The sequence below is a fragment of the Arthrobacter sp. GAS37 genome (assembly GCF_044908325.1).
In the GTDB taxonomy this organism is placed as follows: domain Bacteria; phylum Actinomycetota; class Actinomycetes; order Actinomycetales; family Micrococcaceae; genus Arthrobacter; species Arthrobacter ramosus.
In genome coordinates this window covers 96,441-111,776 of record NZ_JBIYDB010000014.1, presented here as the reverse complement: position 1 = coordinate 111,776, position 15,336 = coordinate 96,441, and the positions used below count along the sequence as shown (strand labels likewise).

The 15,336-nt window shown below is 64.3% G+C and carries 16 protein-coding genes; 4 read left to right on the top strand and 12 right to left on the bottom strand.

The window, feature by feature from the left end; translation table 11 throughout:
* Positions 1-100: 100 nt before the first annotated feature.
* Together ABH924_RS13335 and ABH924_RS13330 are read right to left on the bottom strand one after the other, a co-directional pair.
* Positions 101-745 carry a GNAT family N-acetyltransferase gene (locus ABH924_RS13335; RefSeq protein ID WP_404499459.1) on the bottom strand — a complete coding sequence of 215 codons (645 nt, stop codon included), beginning with the start codon at positions 743-745 and terminating at the stop codon, positions 101-103.
* Positions 746-904: 159 nt separating this feature from the next.
* Positions 905-1,675 carry a hypothetical protein gene (locus ABH924_RS13330; protein ID WP_404499457.1) on the bottom strand — a complete coding sequence of 257 codons (771 nt, stop codon included), beginning with the start codon at positions 1,673-1,675 and terminating at the stop codon, positions 905-907.
* Between the two features lie 59 nt (positions 1,676-1,734).
* Here ABH924_RS13330 and ABH924_RS13325 point away from each other — a divergent pair, with 59 nt between their 5' ends.
* Both ABH924_RS13325 and ABH924_RS13320 read left to right on the top strand, forming a co-directional pair.
* The gene (locus tag ABH924_RS13325) at positions 1,735-2,316 is read left to right on the top strand and encodes a prepilin peptidase (RefSeq protein ID WP_404499455.1); all 582 of its coding nucleotides are present in this window, start codon (positions 1,735-1,737) and stop codon (positions 2,314-2,316) included.
* A 163-nt stretch (positions 2,317-2,479) separates the two neighbouring features.
* Entirely contained in the window at positions 2,480-2,953 is a 474-nt protein-coding gene (locus tag ABH924_RS13320; protein ID WP_404499453.1) for an NUDIX hydrolase, read from the top strand.
* Here the strand turns inward: ABH924_RS13320 and ABH924_RS13315 are convergent.
* The 6 genes from ABH924_RS13315 to ABH924_RS13290 form a co-directional block, all read right to left on the bottom strand.
* Positions 2,941-3,141 carry a hypothetical protein gene (locus ABH924_RS13315; RefSeq protein ID WP_059387958.1) on the bottom strand — a complete coding sequence of 67 codons (201 nt, stop codon included), beginning with the start codon at positions 3,139-3,141 and terminating at the stop codon, positions 2,941-2,943. The two genes, ABH924_RS13320 and ABH924_RS13315, sit on opposite strands and share 13 nt — an antisense overlap.
* A 234-nt stretch (positions 3,142-3,375) precedes the next feature.
* Positions 3,376-5,100, bottom strand: a complete 1,725-nt coding sequence (locus ABH924_RS13310) for an MDR family MFS transporter (protein ID WP_404499451.1) — start codon at positions 5,098-5,100, stop codon at positions 3,376-3,378.
* Complete coding sequence (locus ABH924_RS13305) at positions 5,097-5,765, bottom strand: TetR/AcrR family transcriptional regulator (RefSeq protein WP_404499449.1); 669 nt, start codon at positions 5,763-5,765, stop codon at positions 5,097-5,099. The genes ABH924_RS13310 and ABH924_RS13305 overlap by 4 nt, the downstream gene beginning before the upstream one ends.
* 132 nt (positions 5,766-5,897) lie before the next feature.
* Positions 5,898-7,334 (bottom strand): class II fumarate hydratase, encoded by a 1,437-nt coding sequence (locus tag ABH924_RS13300; RefSeq protein WP_404499447.1) that lies wholly within the window; start codon positions 7,332-7,334, stop codon positions 5,898-5,900.
* 98 nt (positions 7,335-7,432) lie between these two features.
* Positions 7,433-8,047 (bottom strand): carbonic anhydrase, encoded by a 615-nt coding sequence (locus ABH924_RS13295; protein ID WP_234750890.1) that lies wholly within the window; start codon positions 8,045-8,047, stop codon positions 7,433-7,435.
* A 9-nt stretch (positions 8,048-8,056) separates the two neighbouring features.
* Complete coding sequence (locus ABH924_RS13290; protein WP_234750889.1) at positions 8,057-8,776, bottom strand: DUF4245 domain-containing protein; 720 nt, start codon at positions 8,774-8,776, stop codon at positions 8,057-8,059.
* A 204-nt stretch (positions 8,777-8,980) separates the two neighbouring features.
* On the opposite strand from ABH924_RS13290, the gene glpX reads away from it, so the two are divergent.
* Both glpX and ABH924_RS13280 read left to right on the top strand, forming a co-directional pair.
* A complete protein-coding gene (gene glpX, locus ABH924_RS13285) occupies positions 8,981-10,000 on the top strand; it encodes a class II fructose-bisphosphatase (protein ID WP_171983398.1) in 1,020 nt (339 codons plus the stop codon).
* A gap of 140 nt (positions 10,001-10,140) precedes the next feature.
* The gene (locus ABH924_RS13280; RefSeq protein ID WP_404499445.1) at positions 10,141-11,094 is read left to right on the top strand and encodes an endonuclease domain-containing protein; all 954 of its coding nucleotides are present in this window, start codon (positions 10,141-10,143) and stop codon (positions 11,092-11,094) included.
* Between the two features lie 38 nt (positions 11,095-11,132).
* On the opposite strand, the gene ABH924_RS13275 is transcribed toward ABH924_RS13280, so the two are convergent.
* The 4 genes from ABH924_RS13275 to ABH924_RS13260 all read right to left on the bottom strand — a co-directional run bounded on the left by ABH924_RS13275 (position 11,133) and on the right by ABH924_RS13260 (position 15,176).
* The gene (locus tag ABH924_RS13275) at positions 11,133-12,068 is read right to left on the bottom strand and encodes a lipid II:glycine glycyltransferase FemX (protein ID WP_404499443.1); all 936 of its coding nucleotides are present in this window, start codon (positions 12,066-12,068) and stop codon (positions 11,133-11,135) included.
* Between the two features lie 3 nt (positions 12,069-12,071).
* Positions 12,072-13,322: a mannose-6-phosphate isomerase, class I gene (gene manA / locus ABH924_RS13270; RefSeq protein WP_404499442.1), complete on the bottom strand. Its 1,251-nt coding sequence runs from the start codon at positions 13,320-13,322 to the stop codon at positions 12,072-12,074.
* A 76-nt stretch (positions 13,323-13,398) separates the two neighbouring features.
* A complete protein-coding gene (gene purE / locus ABH924_RS13265) occupies positions 13,399-13,992 on the bottom strand; it encodes a 5-(carboxyamino)imidazole ribonucleotide mutase (RefSeq protein WP_404499440.1) in 594 nt (197 codons plus the stop codon).
* Positions 13,989-15,176, bottom strand: coding sequence for a 5-(carboxyamino)imidazole ribonucleotide synthase (locus ABH924_RS13260; RefSeq protein WP_404499438.1), 1,188 nt, complete (start codon positions 15,174-15,176; stop codon positions 13,989-13,991). Before ABH924_RS13260 ends, purE begins: the two co-directional genes overlap by 4 nt.
* Between the last annotated feature and the right edge of the window lie 160 nt (positions 15,177-15,336).

Sequence of the window (15,336 nt, the reverse complement as noted above, 5' to 3'; positions counted from 1 at the left end):
CTCTTCACGCGTGAAACCCTTGTTATCAACGGCCATCGCCGGCTCCTTCAATCAACAGGTCATGAATGACTCACAACCAGCTTGACGATGAGGGGCTCGCTCACAAACCCAGGAACCCAGCTGCGGCTTCATGGCCTTCTACCTTTAGCTTCCAACCGGGTCGGGTGAAGGAGCTCGAGGTGAGGCGAACGCGTTGGACTTCGACGACGTCGGTGCCCCATTGGTCGCGGTAACTGCCGTCGGGTTCATAGCCGAGGCTGGCGGAAACGCCCAGGGATTGCTTGTTCCAAATGGCGGCTTCGGAGGTCGCTACTTCTGCGTTCAGATAGTCGAAGGCGTAACTGAGGGCGGCAGCGCGCATCTCCTTGCCGAGGCCTTGGCCTTGGGCGCCTTTCTTGAGCCAGGAGCCGGTGGAGACAGTCTTCAACGATGCGAAGTTCTTCGCCTCCACATCCTGGCAGCCAATGAAATCGTCGTTGTGCCAGATGCCGAGGAGGAGCGTCCATGATTCCGGGGTCATTCCTGCCCGGCAGCGCCAGTACCATCGGGCCATGTTGGCACCCAACTCATCTTCGGGGAGTTCCGTCCAGGGGTTGCTGAAGGGCGACTTCCCAGGGGCGTGAATGCCGCTGAGGGCTGCCCCGACCGCTGCAGGGATGTCAGCGTCCTGGATGGGGCGCAAGACCAAACGGGGCGTGGTCAGCGTAAGACCGAAGGTTGGCCAGATGGCGCTTAGCTCGTTCATCGGGGAAGCCTAGCGGACAGGCCGGGAAAGCTTGTCATCGGTCGACCAGGTCCACTGGACAAGTGAGCGAGGGTTTGGCGAAAGGGGCGTATAAGTGAGCGAGGGTTTGGCGGGAGGGGCGTATAAGTGAGCGGGCGTTTGGCGAGAGGGGGACGATCCTTACGAACGGGGGCCGATGTCCCAGCTGATGTGCTTCCGGACGTCGGTGAGGTTCATCGATTCGGCAAGGAACAGATCGTCCAGCATGTATTCGTCCACCCCCAGGATCCGCATCCAATGCCCCTGACCGGTGGTACCGCCGTCGAGCGATTGGCTGGACACGCACACGCCCGTTCCCGAGTCCACGCGCAAAAGCGTGCGTCCGTGGAAACAGAGCGGCGTTGCCGCATGAGAAGCCACGTAGCTGGATCCCGGGGTCGCGATGGTTTCGAGGGCCGGACGCCCCTCGTGATCCACTTCCCGAATAGAGCCGAACGACACCCGGTTGGACTCGGGAAACTCCATCGGCACCGGCGCGTTCCCGGCGAGTTCGACAGGATCGAGGGCTGCCGCGAGCCGACCGTTCCCGAAGGACGGTTCACCGTAGGCCGCCTCGGGACGCCGGCGAACCAAGCCAGCGGAGTCGTAAACGGGGGTCACCAAATGTGCCGGCAACAGCCAGGACTTGCGCTTGGAGCCAAGGTAAAGCCCGTCGCGGGAATCGTTGATGCCCGTAGTGCTATGCAGTAACGCGCCGTCGATGGTTTCGAGCCGAAGCGCCCCCGGCCGGCGCAGCCAGGCGCGCACTGTGGCTCCGGTGTCGCCCGGCCGGTCCAGGTATTCGAACCTCAGGCTGGTCCATTTCCATGGGGAGGAACGGCATAGGTTTCGGAAGGTGGAAGACATGTCGGCGTCGGGATTGCCTTGGATTTCTGCACTGTAGCGCCCCATATCCACAGTCTAAGGGTGCGTGACCGGCGCAGCTTTGAGAAAACCGATAGCATCCGAGGGTGATCCGACGACTCGGCGAATTGTGGGGGACCAGTTTCCCGGCCTTCTGGCTGCTGCTCGCAGCATGTGTGTACTTTGCGATTACGGCTGCCCGCCTCACGGTCATCGACGTCCGTCACCACTTGTTGCCCAACCGGATCGTGTTCCCGTCCTATGCCATCGCCGGTGTGTTGCTGCTCGGCGCGGCGGTCGCTGTCAGCCTGGGCGGCGGAGCGGCAGGGAACCTCAGCACCGGAGCGGCGGGGTCCGCGCCCGACGGCGGTGCCTCCTTCCTCGGGGTGCCCGCCTTGGCAATCGTGGCCGGGGGAGCGGTGCTGTGGGTGTTCTACTTCATCCTGCGCTTGGTGTACCCGCCGGGGATGGGCTTCGGCGACGTCAAATTGGCTGGTGTCCTCGGCCTTTACCTTGGCTATCTGGGCTGGGCGCATGTTTTCGCCGGAACGTTTGCGGCGTTCCTCTTCGGCGGCCTGTGGAGCCTGGGAGTCCTGGCGGCCCGGCGGGGAACCTTGAAATCATCAATACCCTTCGGGCCGTTCATGCTGGCCGGTGCCGCTGCGGCGATGTTTGCCCTGCCCGCGTGAGGAGCCGTGAGCAAAGCGGAGCGAGAGACGGCGGTTTGAGCAGCCTTGCCCGCTGTCATTCGGGCATTGCCGGTGGGATACTCGCCCTACTGGCGGATCCGATCCGGAAGCGGAGGCAGAGCTCTTGTTGGTGATGACTGTTTCAACGAAAGCGGGCTAGGCCGTGGCGATCCCGGAATTCATCCGGGAAATCCGCGAAAAGATCGGCAACGACCCGCTGTGGCTACCCGGCGTTCGGGGCGTGGTCTTGGACGACGAGAACCGGGTCCTGCTGTGCCAACGGGCTGACAGTGGCCGGTGGACCCTGATCACCGGAATGCTTGAACCGGGGGAGCACCCGGCCCCCGGTTTGCTCCGCGAGATCTTCGAGGAGACTGCCGTAGTGGCCGAAACCGAGCGCATCCTGGCGGTGGGCGTGATCGGCCCGGTCACCTATCCCAACGGAGACGTCTGCGACTTCCTGGATATTGCCTTCAAGTGCCGCTATGTCTCGGGGGAGGCCCGCGTCAACGACGACGAGTCAATCGCCGTCGGCTGGTTTGCCCTCGACGAGTTGCCTGAGATCAGTGCCGGCCACCGCGAAACCATCCGGCTTGCCCTGGAGCCAGGCTCCGCCGTCGCGTATCAGCGCGATTGACGGGCCGCGAGGATCGCGCGGGCAGCGAAGAGGCACGCGGCGGCACCGCAGGCGATAGCACCCACGATGGTCCACCATTCGCCCTTGGCGGACGCTATGGAAACGGCCAGAAGGCCGAAAAGGACTGCCCCTAATCCCCATCGAACGGCCGGGCTGATGTTCGCGGATTCTTCGGGCTCTGAACTCATGGGTTCCAGCCTAAGCCAGGCGCCACTAAGCCAGACGCCCCTAAGCCAGACGCCACAGGGCCGGACAACAGAGGGGCGCCGCAACCCCCAAAGATTGCGGTGCCCCTCTTGGCCGCGCGGCTGTTCCTCGAGCCCGACGTTCGGCCCAGCGGACATGCCCGCCCTTGCATCCGGTCGGTGGGCATATTCCGCATATGTCCACTGGTCCGACCCAAGGCCGGGCATGTCCTGGCTTCAGCGCCGGGCGAGCTCCCCGTCGTTGTCGCCCACCGGGCCGGACTCCGGCTCGGCGTCCGCGTCAGCGGACCCGTCAACGGCCCCGTCAACGGCCCCCTCGACGGACGCCTCGGGGGATCCTCCGAGGCGTTCGGCTTCAAGGCGTTCCGCTTCCACGCCCCCGACAGCCTCGCCCCGGGCTACCATTCCGGCGGTATCGGAGAGCGGGATCTGCTTGAGGGTGATGGCGAGCAGGAGGGCGGCCGCGATGAACGGGATCAGGTACCAGAACACCGGTGCCAATGAACCGGCATAGGCGTTGACGATGGCATCCTTGACCTGGACCGGCAGTTGGGCCAAGGTCTGCGGATCAAGCTTGCTGGTGGACTGTGCAGCCTGTGCAGCGGAAGCCCCGGCGCCCGTGAATGCCTTGGTGAGGGACTCGGCCAGCCGAGTGGTGAAGATCGAGCCGAAGACGGCAACGCCCAACGAAGCCCCGACCTCGCGGAAGTAGTTGTTGGTGCTCGTTGCCGTGCCGATCTGCTCGGCCGGAACCGCGTTCTGGACCACCAGGACGATGACCTGCATGATCAGGCCCAGGCCTGCGCCGAAGATGAACAGCTGGATGCAGATGACCCAGATCGGAGTTGCTGCCGTGAGCGTGGTGAGCCACAACATCGCAACGATCGTGAGGCTCGCTCCGAGGATCGGGAACATCTTGTACTTGCCGGTCTTGGAGATGCGGATACCGGAGTAGATGGACGTACCCATGAGTCCAACCATCATCGGCAGCATGAGCAGGCCGGAGACGGCGGCTGAAGTGCCGGAAGACATCTGCAGGAACGTCGGCACGAAGGCGATGGCGGCGAACATTCCCAAGCCCAGGGTGAAGCCGATGGCCGTTGCGTTGATGAAGATCCGGTTCTTGAACAAGCTCAGCGGAATGATGGGGTCTTCCGCTTTGCGCTCCACGAGGACGAAGAGGAAGGCAGCAAGCACCATGCCTGCACCGAAGGTCCAGGTGAGGGGGGAGTCCCAGCCTTGGTCCTTCTTGCCGCCGAAGTCGGTGAAGAAGATCAGGCAGGCCGTGGCCGCGGACAGCAGCAGGACTCCAAGGATGTCGATGCGCTTTTCGGCCTTCTTGTTCGGCAGGGTGAGCGTGAACCAGGCGATCGTGAACGCGGCAATGCCGACGGGGATGTTGATGTAGAAGGCCCATTCCCACGTCAGGTGATCGACGAAGAAGCCGCCCAGGAGCGGACCGGCCACGGCGGAGAGGCCGAAGATGGCACCGAGGGGGCCCATGTACTTGCCGCGTTCCTTGGCAGGCACGATGTCCGCGATGATGGCCTGCGACAGGATCATCAGTCCGCCGCCGCCCAGGCCCTGGATGGCGCGGAAGATCACCAAGCCCCAGAAGTCGGTGGCGAAGGCGCAAGCGATGGAAGCTGCCGTGAACAAACCGATGGCAATGAGGAAGAGGTTCCGCCGGCCCAGGATGTCACCGAATTTGCCGTAGATCGGCATGACGATGGTGGTGGCGAGCAAGTAGGCCGTGGTGATCCAGGCCTGGTTCTCGACGCCGCCGAGCTTGCCGACGATAGTGGGCATGGCCGTGGACACGATGGTCTGGTCCAGGCTGGAGAGCAGCATTCCGGCGATGAGCGCCGAGAAAATGATCCAGATCCTTCTCTGGGTCAAGAGCAGCGGTGCGGCCGCTTTGGTCTTGAGAGTGGTACTCACGGTTGGTCCTTCTGGGGTTCGACGGGGTTGGTGTCCAGCGGTTGGGCGAAGAGTGCGCGGGCTGCGTTGAGGTTCTGGTCCAGCAGTTTGCGGTAGGGCTCGGTGTTCTCTTCGGAAAAAAACTGTTTGCTCGTCTTCTTGGTGACTGCGCCGAAGACCGCGGCGGCCATGATGACCTCGATGTGGTCTGCCGGGAGGCCTTCCCGGGCGGCGATGAGTTCGGCGAACTGGCGCTCGCGGACTGCGCCTTCGCGGGTCAACCGGCCCAGGAGCTGGGGCTCGGCCGTGACGGCCGCGATGAGCTGGCGGATCTCTGAAGGGCTGACGGTCGACCGCTCGAGGACGGCCAGGGTGAAGTGGCGCAGGGCGGACAACAGCGAGTCGGAGATCGTGCCGATGGCACGGGCGGGGTTGCGGTTGAAGGTCTCCAGCGCCTCTTCGGGAAGCTCGTCGGAGAACGATCCGATCACCGCGTCTTCCTTGGTGTGGAAGTAATTGAAGAACGTCCGCCGCGATATCCCGGCCTGTTCGCAGGCTTCCTCGACGGTGAAACCGTTGAGTCCGTGTTGAGCGGTCAGGGACCGTGCGACGGCGGAGATCGCCGCGCGGGTCTGGGCGCGCTTGCGCTCCCGGAGCCCGCCGTCGTTAATTGCACTATTTTCCACAAAGTAAAGTTTTGCACTTTTCTATCGAAAGTGCAAGAAAACTCCTTCGAGCGGAAACGACGACGGCGGCCGGCACCATCCGCGGGGGAGGTGCCGGCCGCCGTCGGGCTGGCCAGTCGGGCTGGCGGGAAGCTAGGCCTTGTGGGCCGGGCGGGTCATGGTGGTGACGTCGAGAGCCTTGTCGAGCTGCTCTTCGCTCAGTTCGCCGCGCTCAAGGTAACCAAGGGAGATCACGGCTTCGCGGATGGTCAAACCCTCGGCAACGGCCTTCTTGGCGATCTTTGCCGCTGCTTCGTAACCGATGAACTTGTTCAGCGGGGTCACGATGGACGGGGAAGCCTCGGCCAGGAAGCGGGCGCGCTCCACGTTGGCCGTGATGCCGTCGATCATCTTGTCGGCCATGACGCGGCTGGTGTTGGCCAGGAGCCGGATGGATTCGAGCAGGTTGGCAGCCATGACGGGGATGCCGACATTGAGCTCGAAGGCGCCGTTGGTACCGGACCAGGCGATGGCGGTGTCGTTGCCGATGACCTGGGCGCAGACCATGATCGATGCTTCGCAGATGACCGGGTTGACCTTGCCCGGCATGATCGACGAGCCCGGCTGGAGGTCCGGGATGGAGATTTCGCCGAGTCCCGTGTTGGGGCCGGAGCCCATCCAGCGGAGGTCGTTGTTGATCTTCATGAAGGAGATGGCGATGTTGCGCAGCTGGCTGGAGCCCTCGATGAGGCCGTCGCGGTTGGCCTGCGCCTCGAAGTGGTCGCGTGCCTCGGTCAGCGGCAGGCCGGTGTCGGCCGCGAGGAGCTCGATGACGCGCTCTGGGAAGCCTTCCGGGGTGTTGATGCCGGTGCCGACCGCGGTTCCGCCCAGGGGGACCTCGGCGACGCGGGGGAGGGCTGCGTTGATGCGCTCGACGCCGTAACGGACCTGGGCGGCGTAGCCGCCGAACTCCTGGCCCAAGGTCACCGGAGTGGCGTCCATGAGGTGGGTTCGGCCGGACTTGACGACGTCCTTGAACTCCACGGCCTTGCGGTCCAGGGAAGCAGCCAGGTACTCGAGCGCCGGGATCAGGTCGTTGATCAGCGCCGACGTCGCGGCGACGTGGACCGACGTCGGGAAGACATCGTTGGAGGACTGCGAAGCGTTGACGTGGTCGTTCGGGTGGACAACTTTGTCGCTCCCGGCGGCCGCGAGGGCACGCGTCGCCAGCTCAGCGATGACCTCGTTGGTGTTCATGTTGGACGAGGTACCCGAACCGGTCTGGAAGACGTCGATGGGGAAATCGCCGTCGTACTTTCCGGCGGCAACCTCATCGGCAGCGTTGGAAATCGCCTCGGCGAGCTCGCCGTCGAGCACTCCCAGTTCAGCGTTCGCCAGGGCCGCGGCCTTCTTGACGCGGGCCAGGGCCTCGATGTGGGCGCGCTCAAGCGTCTTGCCGGAGATCGGGAAGTTCTCGACGGCGCGCTGCGTCTGGGCGCGGTACAGGGCGTTCACAGGAACGCGAACTTCGCCCATCGTGTCATGTTCAATACGGAACTCGGCCGTGTTGGATTCTTGAGTGGAAGTCATGGGGCTAGCTTATGGCGAGCAGCCGCTTGACCGAAAACCGGCGGGCCGAAGCTACGGCCGTTGCTTGCCGCCCCTTCGGGGGCGGCCCGGCATCCCGCTTAGAGCTTGCCGATCCCGGAAACCAGCGCCGCGCGGCCTTCGTCCAGTTTGTAGGAAAGCCCGACGACGGCGGCCCGGCCGTCGTCGATCGCGTCGGAAATCACACGGGAACTGTCGGCCAGGCGGCGGGCTGTCTGCTTGACGTGCTCCACCACCATCTCGTTGACGTCCGTCTGCTCATTGCGCAGTGCGGTGAGGACGGAAGGCGTGATGCGCTCCACGAGGGAACGGATGAAACCTGCGGGCATGTCACCGGTCTCGACGGCACTCTTGGTCGCGGTCACAGCGCCGCAGCTGTCGTGGCCAAGGATCACGATGAGCGGAACATGCAGCTGGGAGATGCTGTATTCCAGCGAACCAAGGACGGCGTCGTCGATCACTTGTCCGGCCGTGCGGACCACGAAGGCATCGCCCAGGCCGAGGTCGAAGATGATCTCAGCAGCCAGGCGGGAATCCGAGCAACCGAAGATCACTGCGAATGGATGCTGGTCCTCGACCAAGGAATGCCTGCGGGAAGCGTCCTGGTTGGGGTGCAACGATTCCCCGGCGACAAAGCGTTCGTTTCCTTCGCGCAGACGGCGCCAGGCAAGGGCAGGAGTCAGATAGGTAGCCACGGCGCTACTTTACGGCTTTGCGGTGGCAGGCTGCGAAACTGTGTCGCCCGGCTTCGTGCTCGCGTCCGCTGAAGCGACAGGAGCTGCGTCTGCTGCTTTCACCACGGCCGCGGCCAATGTGGAGAACTCGTCCAGTCCTGCGCTGCCGCTCAGGATGATCGTGGTGCCGCGGTAGTTCAGGACCATGCTGCGGTTGCCCTTGGCCGTGTCATGGAGTTCCCAGTCGTGGCCGCCGGCGCTGCGTGTGCCTGTCACCGGAGCGCTGCCGGCCTGCTGGAAAATCCAGGTTGGATTGGCCTTGCGGGTCTGGACAATTCCGATGAACGCCTGCTTGGGGGTGACGTATCCGACTTCCCATGTGGGTACGCCATCGCCGGTCCCGGATACCCAGCGAGCGTAGTTGGGACTAAATGTGTCGCCGGTATCCGGCGCCACAGGTGTGAAACCCGCCACATCTTTCGCGTTGGCTGCGGTTGCGGCCACATCGACGTTGGGCTTGTAACCGTTGCTCTTCGGCGCCGGATTCATGAGCACGATCGGCAGGAACGCCAACACGCAGAGGAGCAACGCGATGAGCATGCCAATGACCGATGCGTTGGCCCTTTTGGCTGCTTTCGCCGCGATAACGGGCTTGACGGCAGGCTGACCGGCGTCGTCGGTGCCGGCTGCGCCGGTGCCTCCGTTGCCGGAGGGGGCGGCGGCAATTGCTTTGTCTTGCGTTTCACTCACGCTTCAATAGTCTCCTATCCAAGCGGCTAATACACATCGGCCGGTCCGCGCAAGGGGCGTTCCGGGTGTTGGTCATCCCATGACCGTGCCGCCCCGCCGCGACTATGATCTCTTGTAGAGGAATCATTCAGGCCGCCAAGCGCAGCCATTCCTGGTCCCACGAATCGCGTCATCGAAGAAGAGGTTCACGTGTCTCCAGCGCCAATGTCCCAGAAGTATTCCACGATTTCGCCGGCGCTCGCCGTCGGGACCGATGAGCCGGACCGCAACCTGGCCCTCGAACTTGTCCGGGTTACCGAAGCTGCCGCCATTGCCGGCGGTCACTGGGTTGGATTCGGCGACAAGAACAAGGCAGATGGCGCCGCCGTTGACGCCATGCGCTCCTTCCTCCACACCGTCCATTTCAACGGCGTCGTTGTCATTGGCGAGGGTGAGAAGGACGAAGCCCCCATGCTCTTCAATGGCGAGCACGTCGGTGACGGCACCGGACCCGAGTGCGACGTCGCCGTCGACCCCATCGATGGAACCCGCCTGACTGCCCTGGGCATCAACAACGCCCTCGCCGTGCTGGCAGTTGCCGAACGGGGCACCATGTTCGATCCCTCAGCCGTGTTCTACATGGAGAAGCTCGTCACGGGCCCCGAAGCCGCCGACATGGTGGACCTGCGCCTGCCTGTGAAGCAGAACCTGCACCTGATCGCCAAGGCCAAGGGCGTCAAGGTCAACCAGCTCAACGTCATGATCCTCGACCGCGACCGCCACCGCCCGCTGGTGGAGGAAATCCGCGAAGCCGGTGCCCGCACCAAGTTCATCATGGACGGCGACGTTGCAGGCGCCATCGCCGCCGCACGTTCCGGCACCGGCGTCGACGCCCTGATGGGAATCGGCGGTACCCCGGAAGGCATCGTTGCCGCGTGTGCCATCAAGTCCCTCGGCGGTGTCATCCAGGGCCGCCTGTGGCCCACGAGCGACGACGAGAAGCAGAAGGCCATCGACGCCGGACACGACCTCGAGCGCGTCCTCTCGACGAACGACCTCGTCACGAGCGATAACTGCTACTTCGCAGCCACCGGCATCACCGACGGCGACCTCCTCAAGGGTGTGCGCTACTCCAAGGACAAGGTCCTGACCCAGTCCATCGTGATGCGCTCCAAGTCCGGCACCATCCGCTTCGTCGACGGCGAGCACCAGGCCAGCAAGTGGGAAGGCTACGCCCGCAAGTAGGACCCACCCTCCCGCGCGAACTGGCAGCAAATGCCCTCTGAATCCAGATTTGGAGGCATTTGCTGCCAGTTCGCGTTAAGCAGTGGAATCCGTCCTGTGGATAACTCAATTTAGGGACCGAAGCCGGGCAAGAATTGAGCATGTCCCGGACTCCGATGCCCCCGCAGCTTCCAAACGGTTCCTTTCCGGCGTCGGCCGCTGAGACCCTCGGATTGAGCCAGAAGCAACTGCGCCGCGACGGCATTGTCACGTTGTCGCGGGGACTGCGCCTGCCGTTGCACAGCACGGGAACCGTCGCGGAACACTTGCGGGGTTACATCGAGCTCGACCCCGAATGTTGCCTGAGCCACGGGTCCGCCGCGCGAATCCATCGCATCAGTTTGTCCAAAGCGCTTGAAGAGGATTGGCGGATCCATCTGGCCCGCCCGGGCGAGAGGTGGAAACCGCGGAGGCGGAATGTTGTTGGGCACCAACTCACGTTCAAACCGGGTGAAGAAATAGTGCTCGACGGCGTCCGGCTCACCTCGCCTGCCCGGACGTGGCTGGACTTGGCCCAAGTAATGAGTATCGACGACATTGTCGCGGCGGGCGACTCGATCGTTGTCGAGCACAGCGAAAACCATCCAAGGCCGCGCGAGGCTTTGGCAACCATTGAGGATTTGAAGGCGATGGTCGCAGCCCACCCGGGAATGCGTGGCGTACGTAAGGCCAGGCTGGCCCTGGATCTGGTTCGAGTCGGCGCGGATTCGCCGCAGGAAACGCAGATGCGCCTCATATTGCTGCATGCAGGGTTGCCTGAACCCACGCTGAACCACGTCATCTTCAACGAGTGGGGTGCCCCTGCTGTGTGGCCCGATGCCGCTTACCTCAAGGAGCGGATCGCCCTCCAATACGACGGGCGGCATCATGGGGAAGCTGAGCAGTACCAGAGAGACATCAGGCGCCAAGCGTTAACGGAACGGCTGGGTTGGCACGAAGTCCGGGTCCACCATGAGGATTTGCTCGGGCCCCGGCCGGAAGTGGTGGAAAAAGTCCGCCGCGCGCTGTGGGCTGGCCGCGAGTTGGCAGCAGGTGCCCGCAAAGTCGGATTTTGAGGGCATCTGCTGCCAGTTCGCGCGGAGATGGAGAAGCGTCAGCGCAGCTTTTCGCGCAGCTTCCGGGCCACTTGGTAGGCGCCGTAGCGAAGCTTGTTGACGGGAAGGTCCCATGTGCCCGGGTAGGCGATTTCCCGGCCCCCGAAGGACTTCTTAAAGGCGGTGAATCCGGCCCACTTGTGGTCGGGCTCGTCCTCCGGGGCCACGCCCCACAGGTCCACGTGCTTGAGTCCCTTGTCCTTGGCATCCGCCATGAGCGTTACGAGCAACGGAATGCCCGCGCCGAGCTTGCGGTGCGTGTCATCGAGTGCCGCGTGGGCGTAGGTACGCGTGTCGGCGGAGTCGTACGCCAAGGCGGCAGCAATCGGCTCGCCCTCGAGTTCGGCGATGAACAGGGTGCCGGCACCGGCTGGCATGAGGGAGCGGGCCACCGAGCTCAGGTAGTCATCGCTCTGCGGCTTGAAGCCGTTGCGTGCCGCGGTCAGGTGCAGGAAGTCGAGAAGGACCGAGATGTCTTCAGGATCCTGCGAGGACCGGAAGGTGACACCCTTCTTGTGGATGTTGCGGTACAGGTTCCGGTTGGTGGGTTTCATGCCCGCGAGGACGTCATTGAAGTCGCCGTCCAGATCCACGATCCAGCTCAATTCCGGCTGCTGGTTGGACGGCGCCGGCTGCAGGCCGCGTCCCCGCAGTACCGCACCGGCGTCGGCGGCTTCGAAGCCGGCGGTGACGGGTTCCATCCGGACAAACACCGCCCGGCTGCGGCGCGCTATCGCTACAAGTGCGGCTACGGCTTCGTCAAAGGCCTCCAATGAGTCGGCCACGGGTCCGTAAGGCGTGTAGATGACCTTGCCGCCAGGGTTCTTTTCCTCCACAGCGAGGAAACGCCACCCCGGGCCGGACTCCTCGTGCACGGTACGGCCGAGGGATCGCTGGAAGGACGCCCATGCGGGCGTCTGCAGGAAGTACTCCACCGTTTAGTTCCCGAGGCCTGTTGTGACGGCAAAGGCGACGCTGGTTCCCGTTGCGCCGGCAACCGGGTGCACCATGACGGGCTCTTCGGATGCCGGGATGAACGCACTCCCGCCGCGCTCCACGGCGAGCTCGCTCTTGGGGGAGTCGAGCACGACGGAACCCGAAACCACGACGACGACGGCGGGACCGGCCTGGGCCATCGGCACCGGTTCCGCTCCGGGAGCCAACTCGATGCGCTGGAGCTGGAATTCCCGGAACGGTGGCACGTAAAGATCCTGGCCGAATCCGGAGGTCCTGGGCTCGATGCGCGGTACGCCGAGGGAAGCGAATTCGATGGTCTTCAGGAGTTCGGGGACATCGACGTGCTTGGGGGTGAGGCCGCCACGGAGCACGTTGTCCGAAGCCGCCATCACCTCCACACCGAGGCCTTTCAGGTAGGCGTGGACGTTTCCGCCCGGAAGGTACACCGATTCGCCCGGGGACAGGAAGACAAGATTCAAGAGCAGGGAAATCAGGACACCGGGATCGCCCGGGAACTCACTGTTGATGTCCACCAACGTGGAGAGTTCCGTGGCGTGCTGACCCATCGGCGCGCCCGACTTCAGGATGGAAACCACCTGATCCGTCGCTGCGGAGACGGCATCCCCGCCGGTAATCAGCCGGGTGAACGCAGCTTTAAGTGCCGAGGGCTCATCGGACCCGGAAAGGTCCGCGATGACTCCCGTGATGACGTCAGGAACGTCGACGGCGGCAAGGTCCAGGAGGGTCGCGAGGTGCTCGAAGACACGCTGCGAATCGGCGACGGGACGGAAACCGCAGAGGGCGTGAAACGGGGTCAGCGCGAAGATCATCTCCGGCTTGTGGTTGTCGTCGCGGTAGTTGCGCTCAGGTGCGTCCGCTGCCATACCTGCGGCATTTTCCTTCGCGAAGCCGTCCCTGGCCTGCTGCAGGCGAGGGTGGACCTGCAAGGACAGGGGCTTGTCGGCTGCAAGGAGCTTGGTGAGGAACGGCAAGCGGGGACCGAATTCAGCCACGCTCGTTTCACCAAGGAAGTGCACAGGATCCACGCTGATCAGCGCGTCCAAAGCGACGGAAGACCCATCCGGACGGGTGGCCACGGACGGCGAGTCCGGGTGCGCTCCGATCCACAACTCCGCCTCCGGACCGCCCGAGGCGGGCCTTCCCAGCAGAGCGGCGATCGCCGTCGTCGATCCCCATGCATAGGGGCGGAGAACATTCTCAAGCTGGTACACGGCAGGGAATCCTTGTCATTGCGGGACGGTTCTTTCGGGATTGCCGGGGATGAGCTCTTAGCGGCTGCCCGGGCTCTTAGCGGCTGCTGCGGGCGGAGACGTTCGCGGTGGAGAAGACTTCGGCGACCTTGTCGCGGAGCCTGGCCCCTTTTTCGGTGGCGGTGTTGTTGAGCTCCCGGGCGAATTCGAGCAGCTCGCCGCGAAGCCGGACGGCCAGCTCATCGGTTCCGGACGCCAGCACGCGCACGGCCAGGAGGCCGGCGTTGCGGGCGCCGCCGATGGAGACGGTAGCCACGGGAACGCCGGCGGGCATCTGAACGATGGACAGCAAGGAATCCATGCCATCCAGGGTCTTCAGCGGTACCGGGACGCCGATGACGGGCAGCGGGGTGACGGAGGCGAGCATGCCCGGCAGGTGGGCTGCGCCGCCTGCTCCGGCGATGATGACGCGGATGCCGCGCTCGTGGGCGTTCTGGCCGTAGCGGATCATTTCCGTGGGCATGCGGTGGGCGGAGACGACGTCGGCTTCGAAGGGGATGCCGAATTCGGCCAGGGCGTCCGCTGCAGCTTCCATGACGGGCCAGTCGGAGTCGGAGCCCATGACGAGTCCTACGATCGGGGTTGCGTTCGCCGCACCCGCGTTTTCGGCATCGGTGTTATCTACGCTCATGCGGTTTCTCCGGAGGTGGTCTCGGCCGGCATGCGGCCGTTGCGGATGATGTCGGCCACAACGGTGGCGCGGTGTCGGATGGAGGCGACGTCTGCAGTCGAGTTGCCGACGAGGTTCACGTGCCCGACCTTGCGGCCGGCCCGCACGGACTTGCCGTAGCAGTGGACCTTTGCAGCCGGTTCGTAGGCGAGGGCCTGGGGGTAAGCGCTGTAGAGGTCCTGGTTGTCGCCGCCCAGGAAGTTCTTCATGACAACCACCGCACCCAGGGCGTCGGTGGCACCGAGCGGGAGGTTGAGGACAGCGCGCAAATGTTGTTCAAACTGGCTGGTGACGGAGCCGTCCTGCGTCCAGTGGCCGGTGTTGTGCGGCCGCATGGCGAGTTCGTTGACCAGGAACCCGACTCCGACGCCGGGCGTTTCGAAGAGCTCCGCCGCCATGACGCCCGTGACTCCGAGTTCATTGGCAATTCGCAGCGCTGCCTCTTCGGCCGCCGCAGCGACCTCCACGGGAATGTCCTGGGCCGGCGCGATCACTTCGTCGCAGACGCCGTCCACCTGGACGGTGTGGACAACCGGCCAAGCGCGGGATTCGCCGTCGGGGGTCCTCGCAACGAGCGCGGAGAGCTCGCGGCTGAAGTCAACCTTCTCTTCGGCTAATAGCGGGCTCATGGCTTCGAACCAGTCCGTCGTGCTCCGGGCGTCGTCGGCGGAATGGACGATGCGCACGCCCTTGCCGTCATAGCCCCCGCGGGGGGTCTTCAAGACGATCGGCCAGCCGGTCTGTTCGCCGAAAGCCACGAGGTCTTCGGCGCCGTGGACGGCAGCCCACGCCGGATTGGGGAGCCCGAGGCGGTCGATCGCGGCTCGCATCACGAGTTTGTCCTGCGCGTGCACCAGGGCATCAGGGCCGGGCTGGACGTTGACTCCGGCCTCGATCAGCGCCCTCAGGTGCTCGGTGGGGACGTGCTCGTGGTCGAAGGTCATGACGTCCAAGCCCTCCGAGAATTCAAGGAGGGCGGCGAGGTCCTTGTAGTCGCCGACGGGAGCCGTTGCCACGGCCTGGACCGCGGAAACGTCCTCACCTTCGGCAAGGACCCGAAGTTCAAAGCCAAGAGCGGTTGCGGCCGGGGCCATCATTCGTGCGAGCTGGCCGCCGCCCACCACGCCGATTACAGGAAAAGTCACAAGGTTCAGCCTACCGAACCAGCAGCTGGTTCCCAGATTCTGCGCGCCGCCGGGTCCGTGGGACCCGGTTCGAGGCCGCTGGCACGGAATAATTGGGCAAGCTCCAAGAAATCGGAGCTAAAATGGAGGCTTCGGCCCATCGGCCCCCTAGAACAACGGC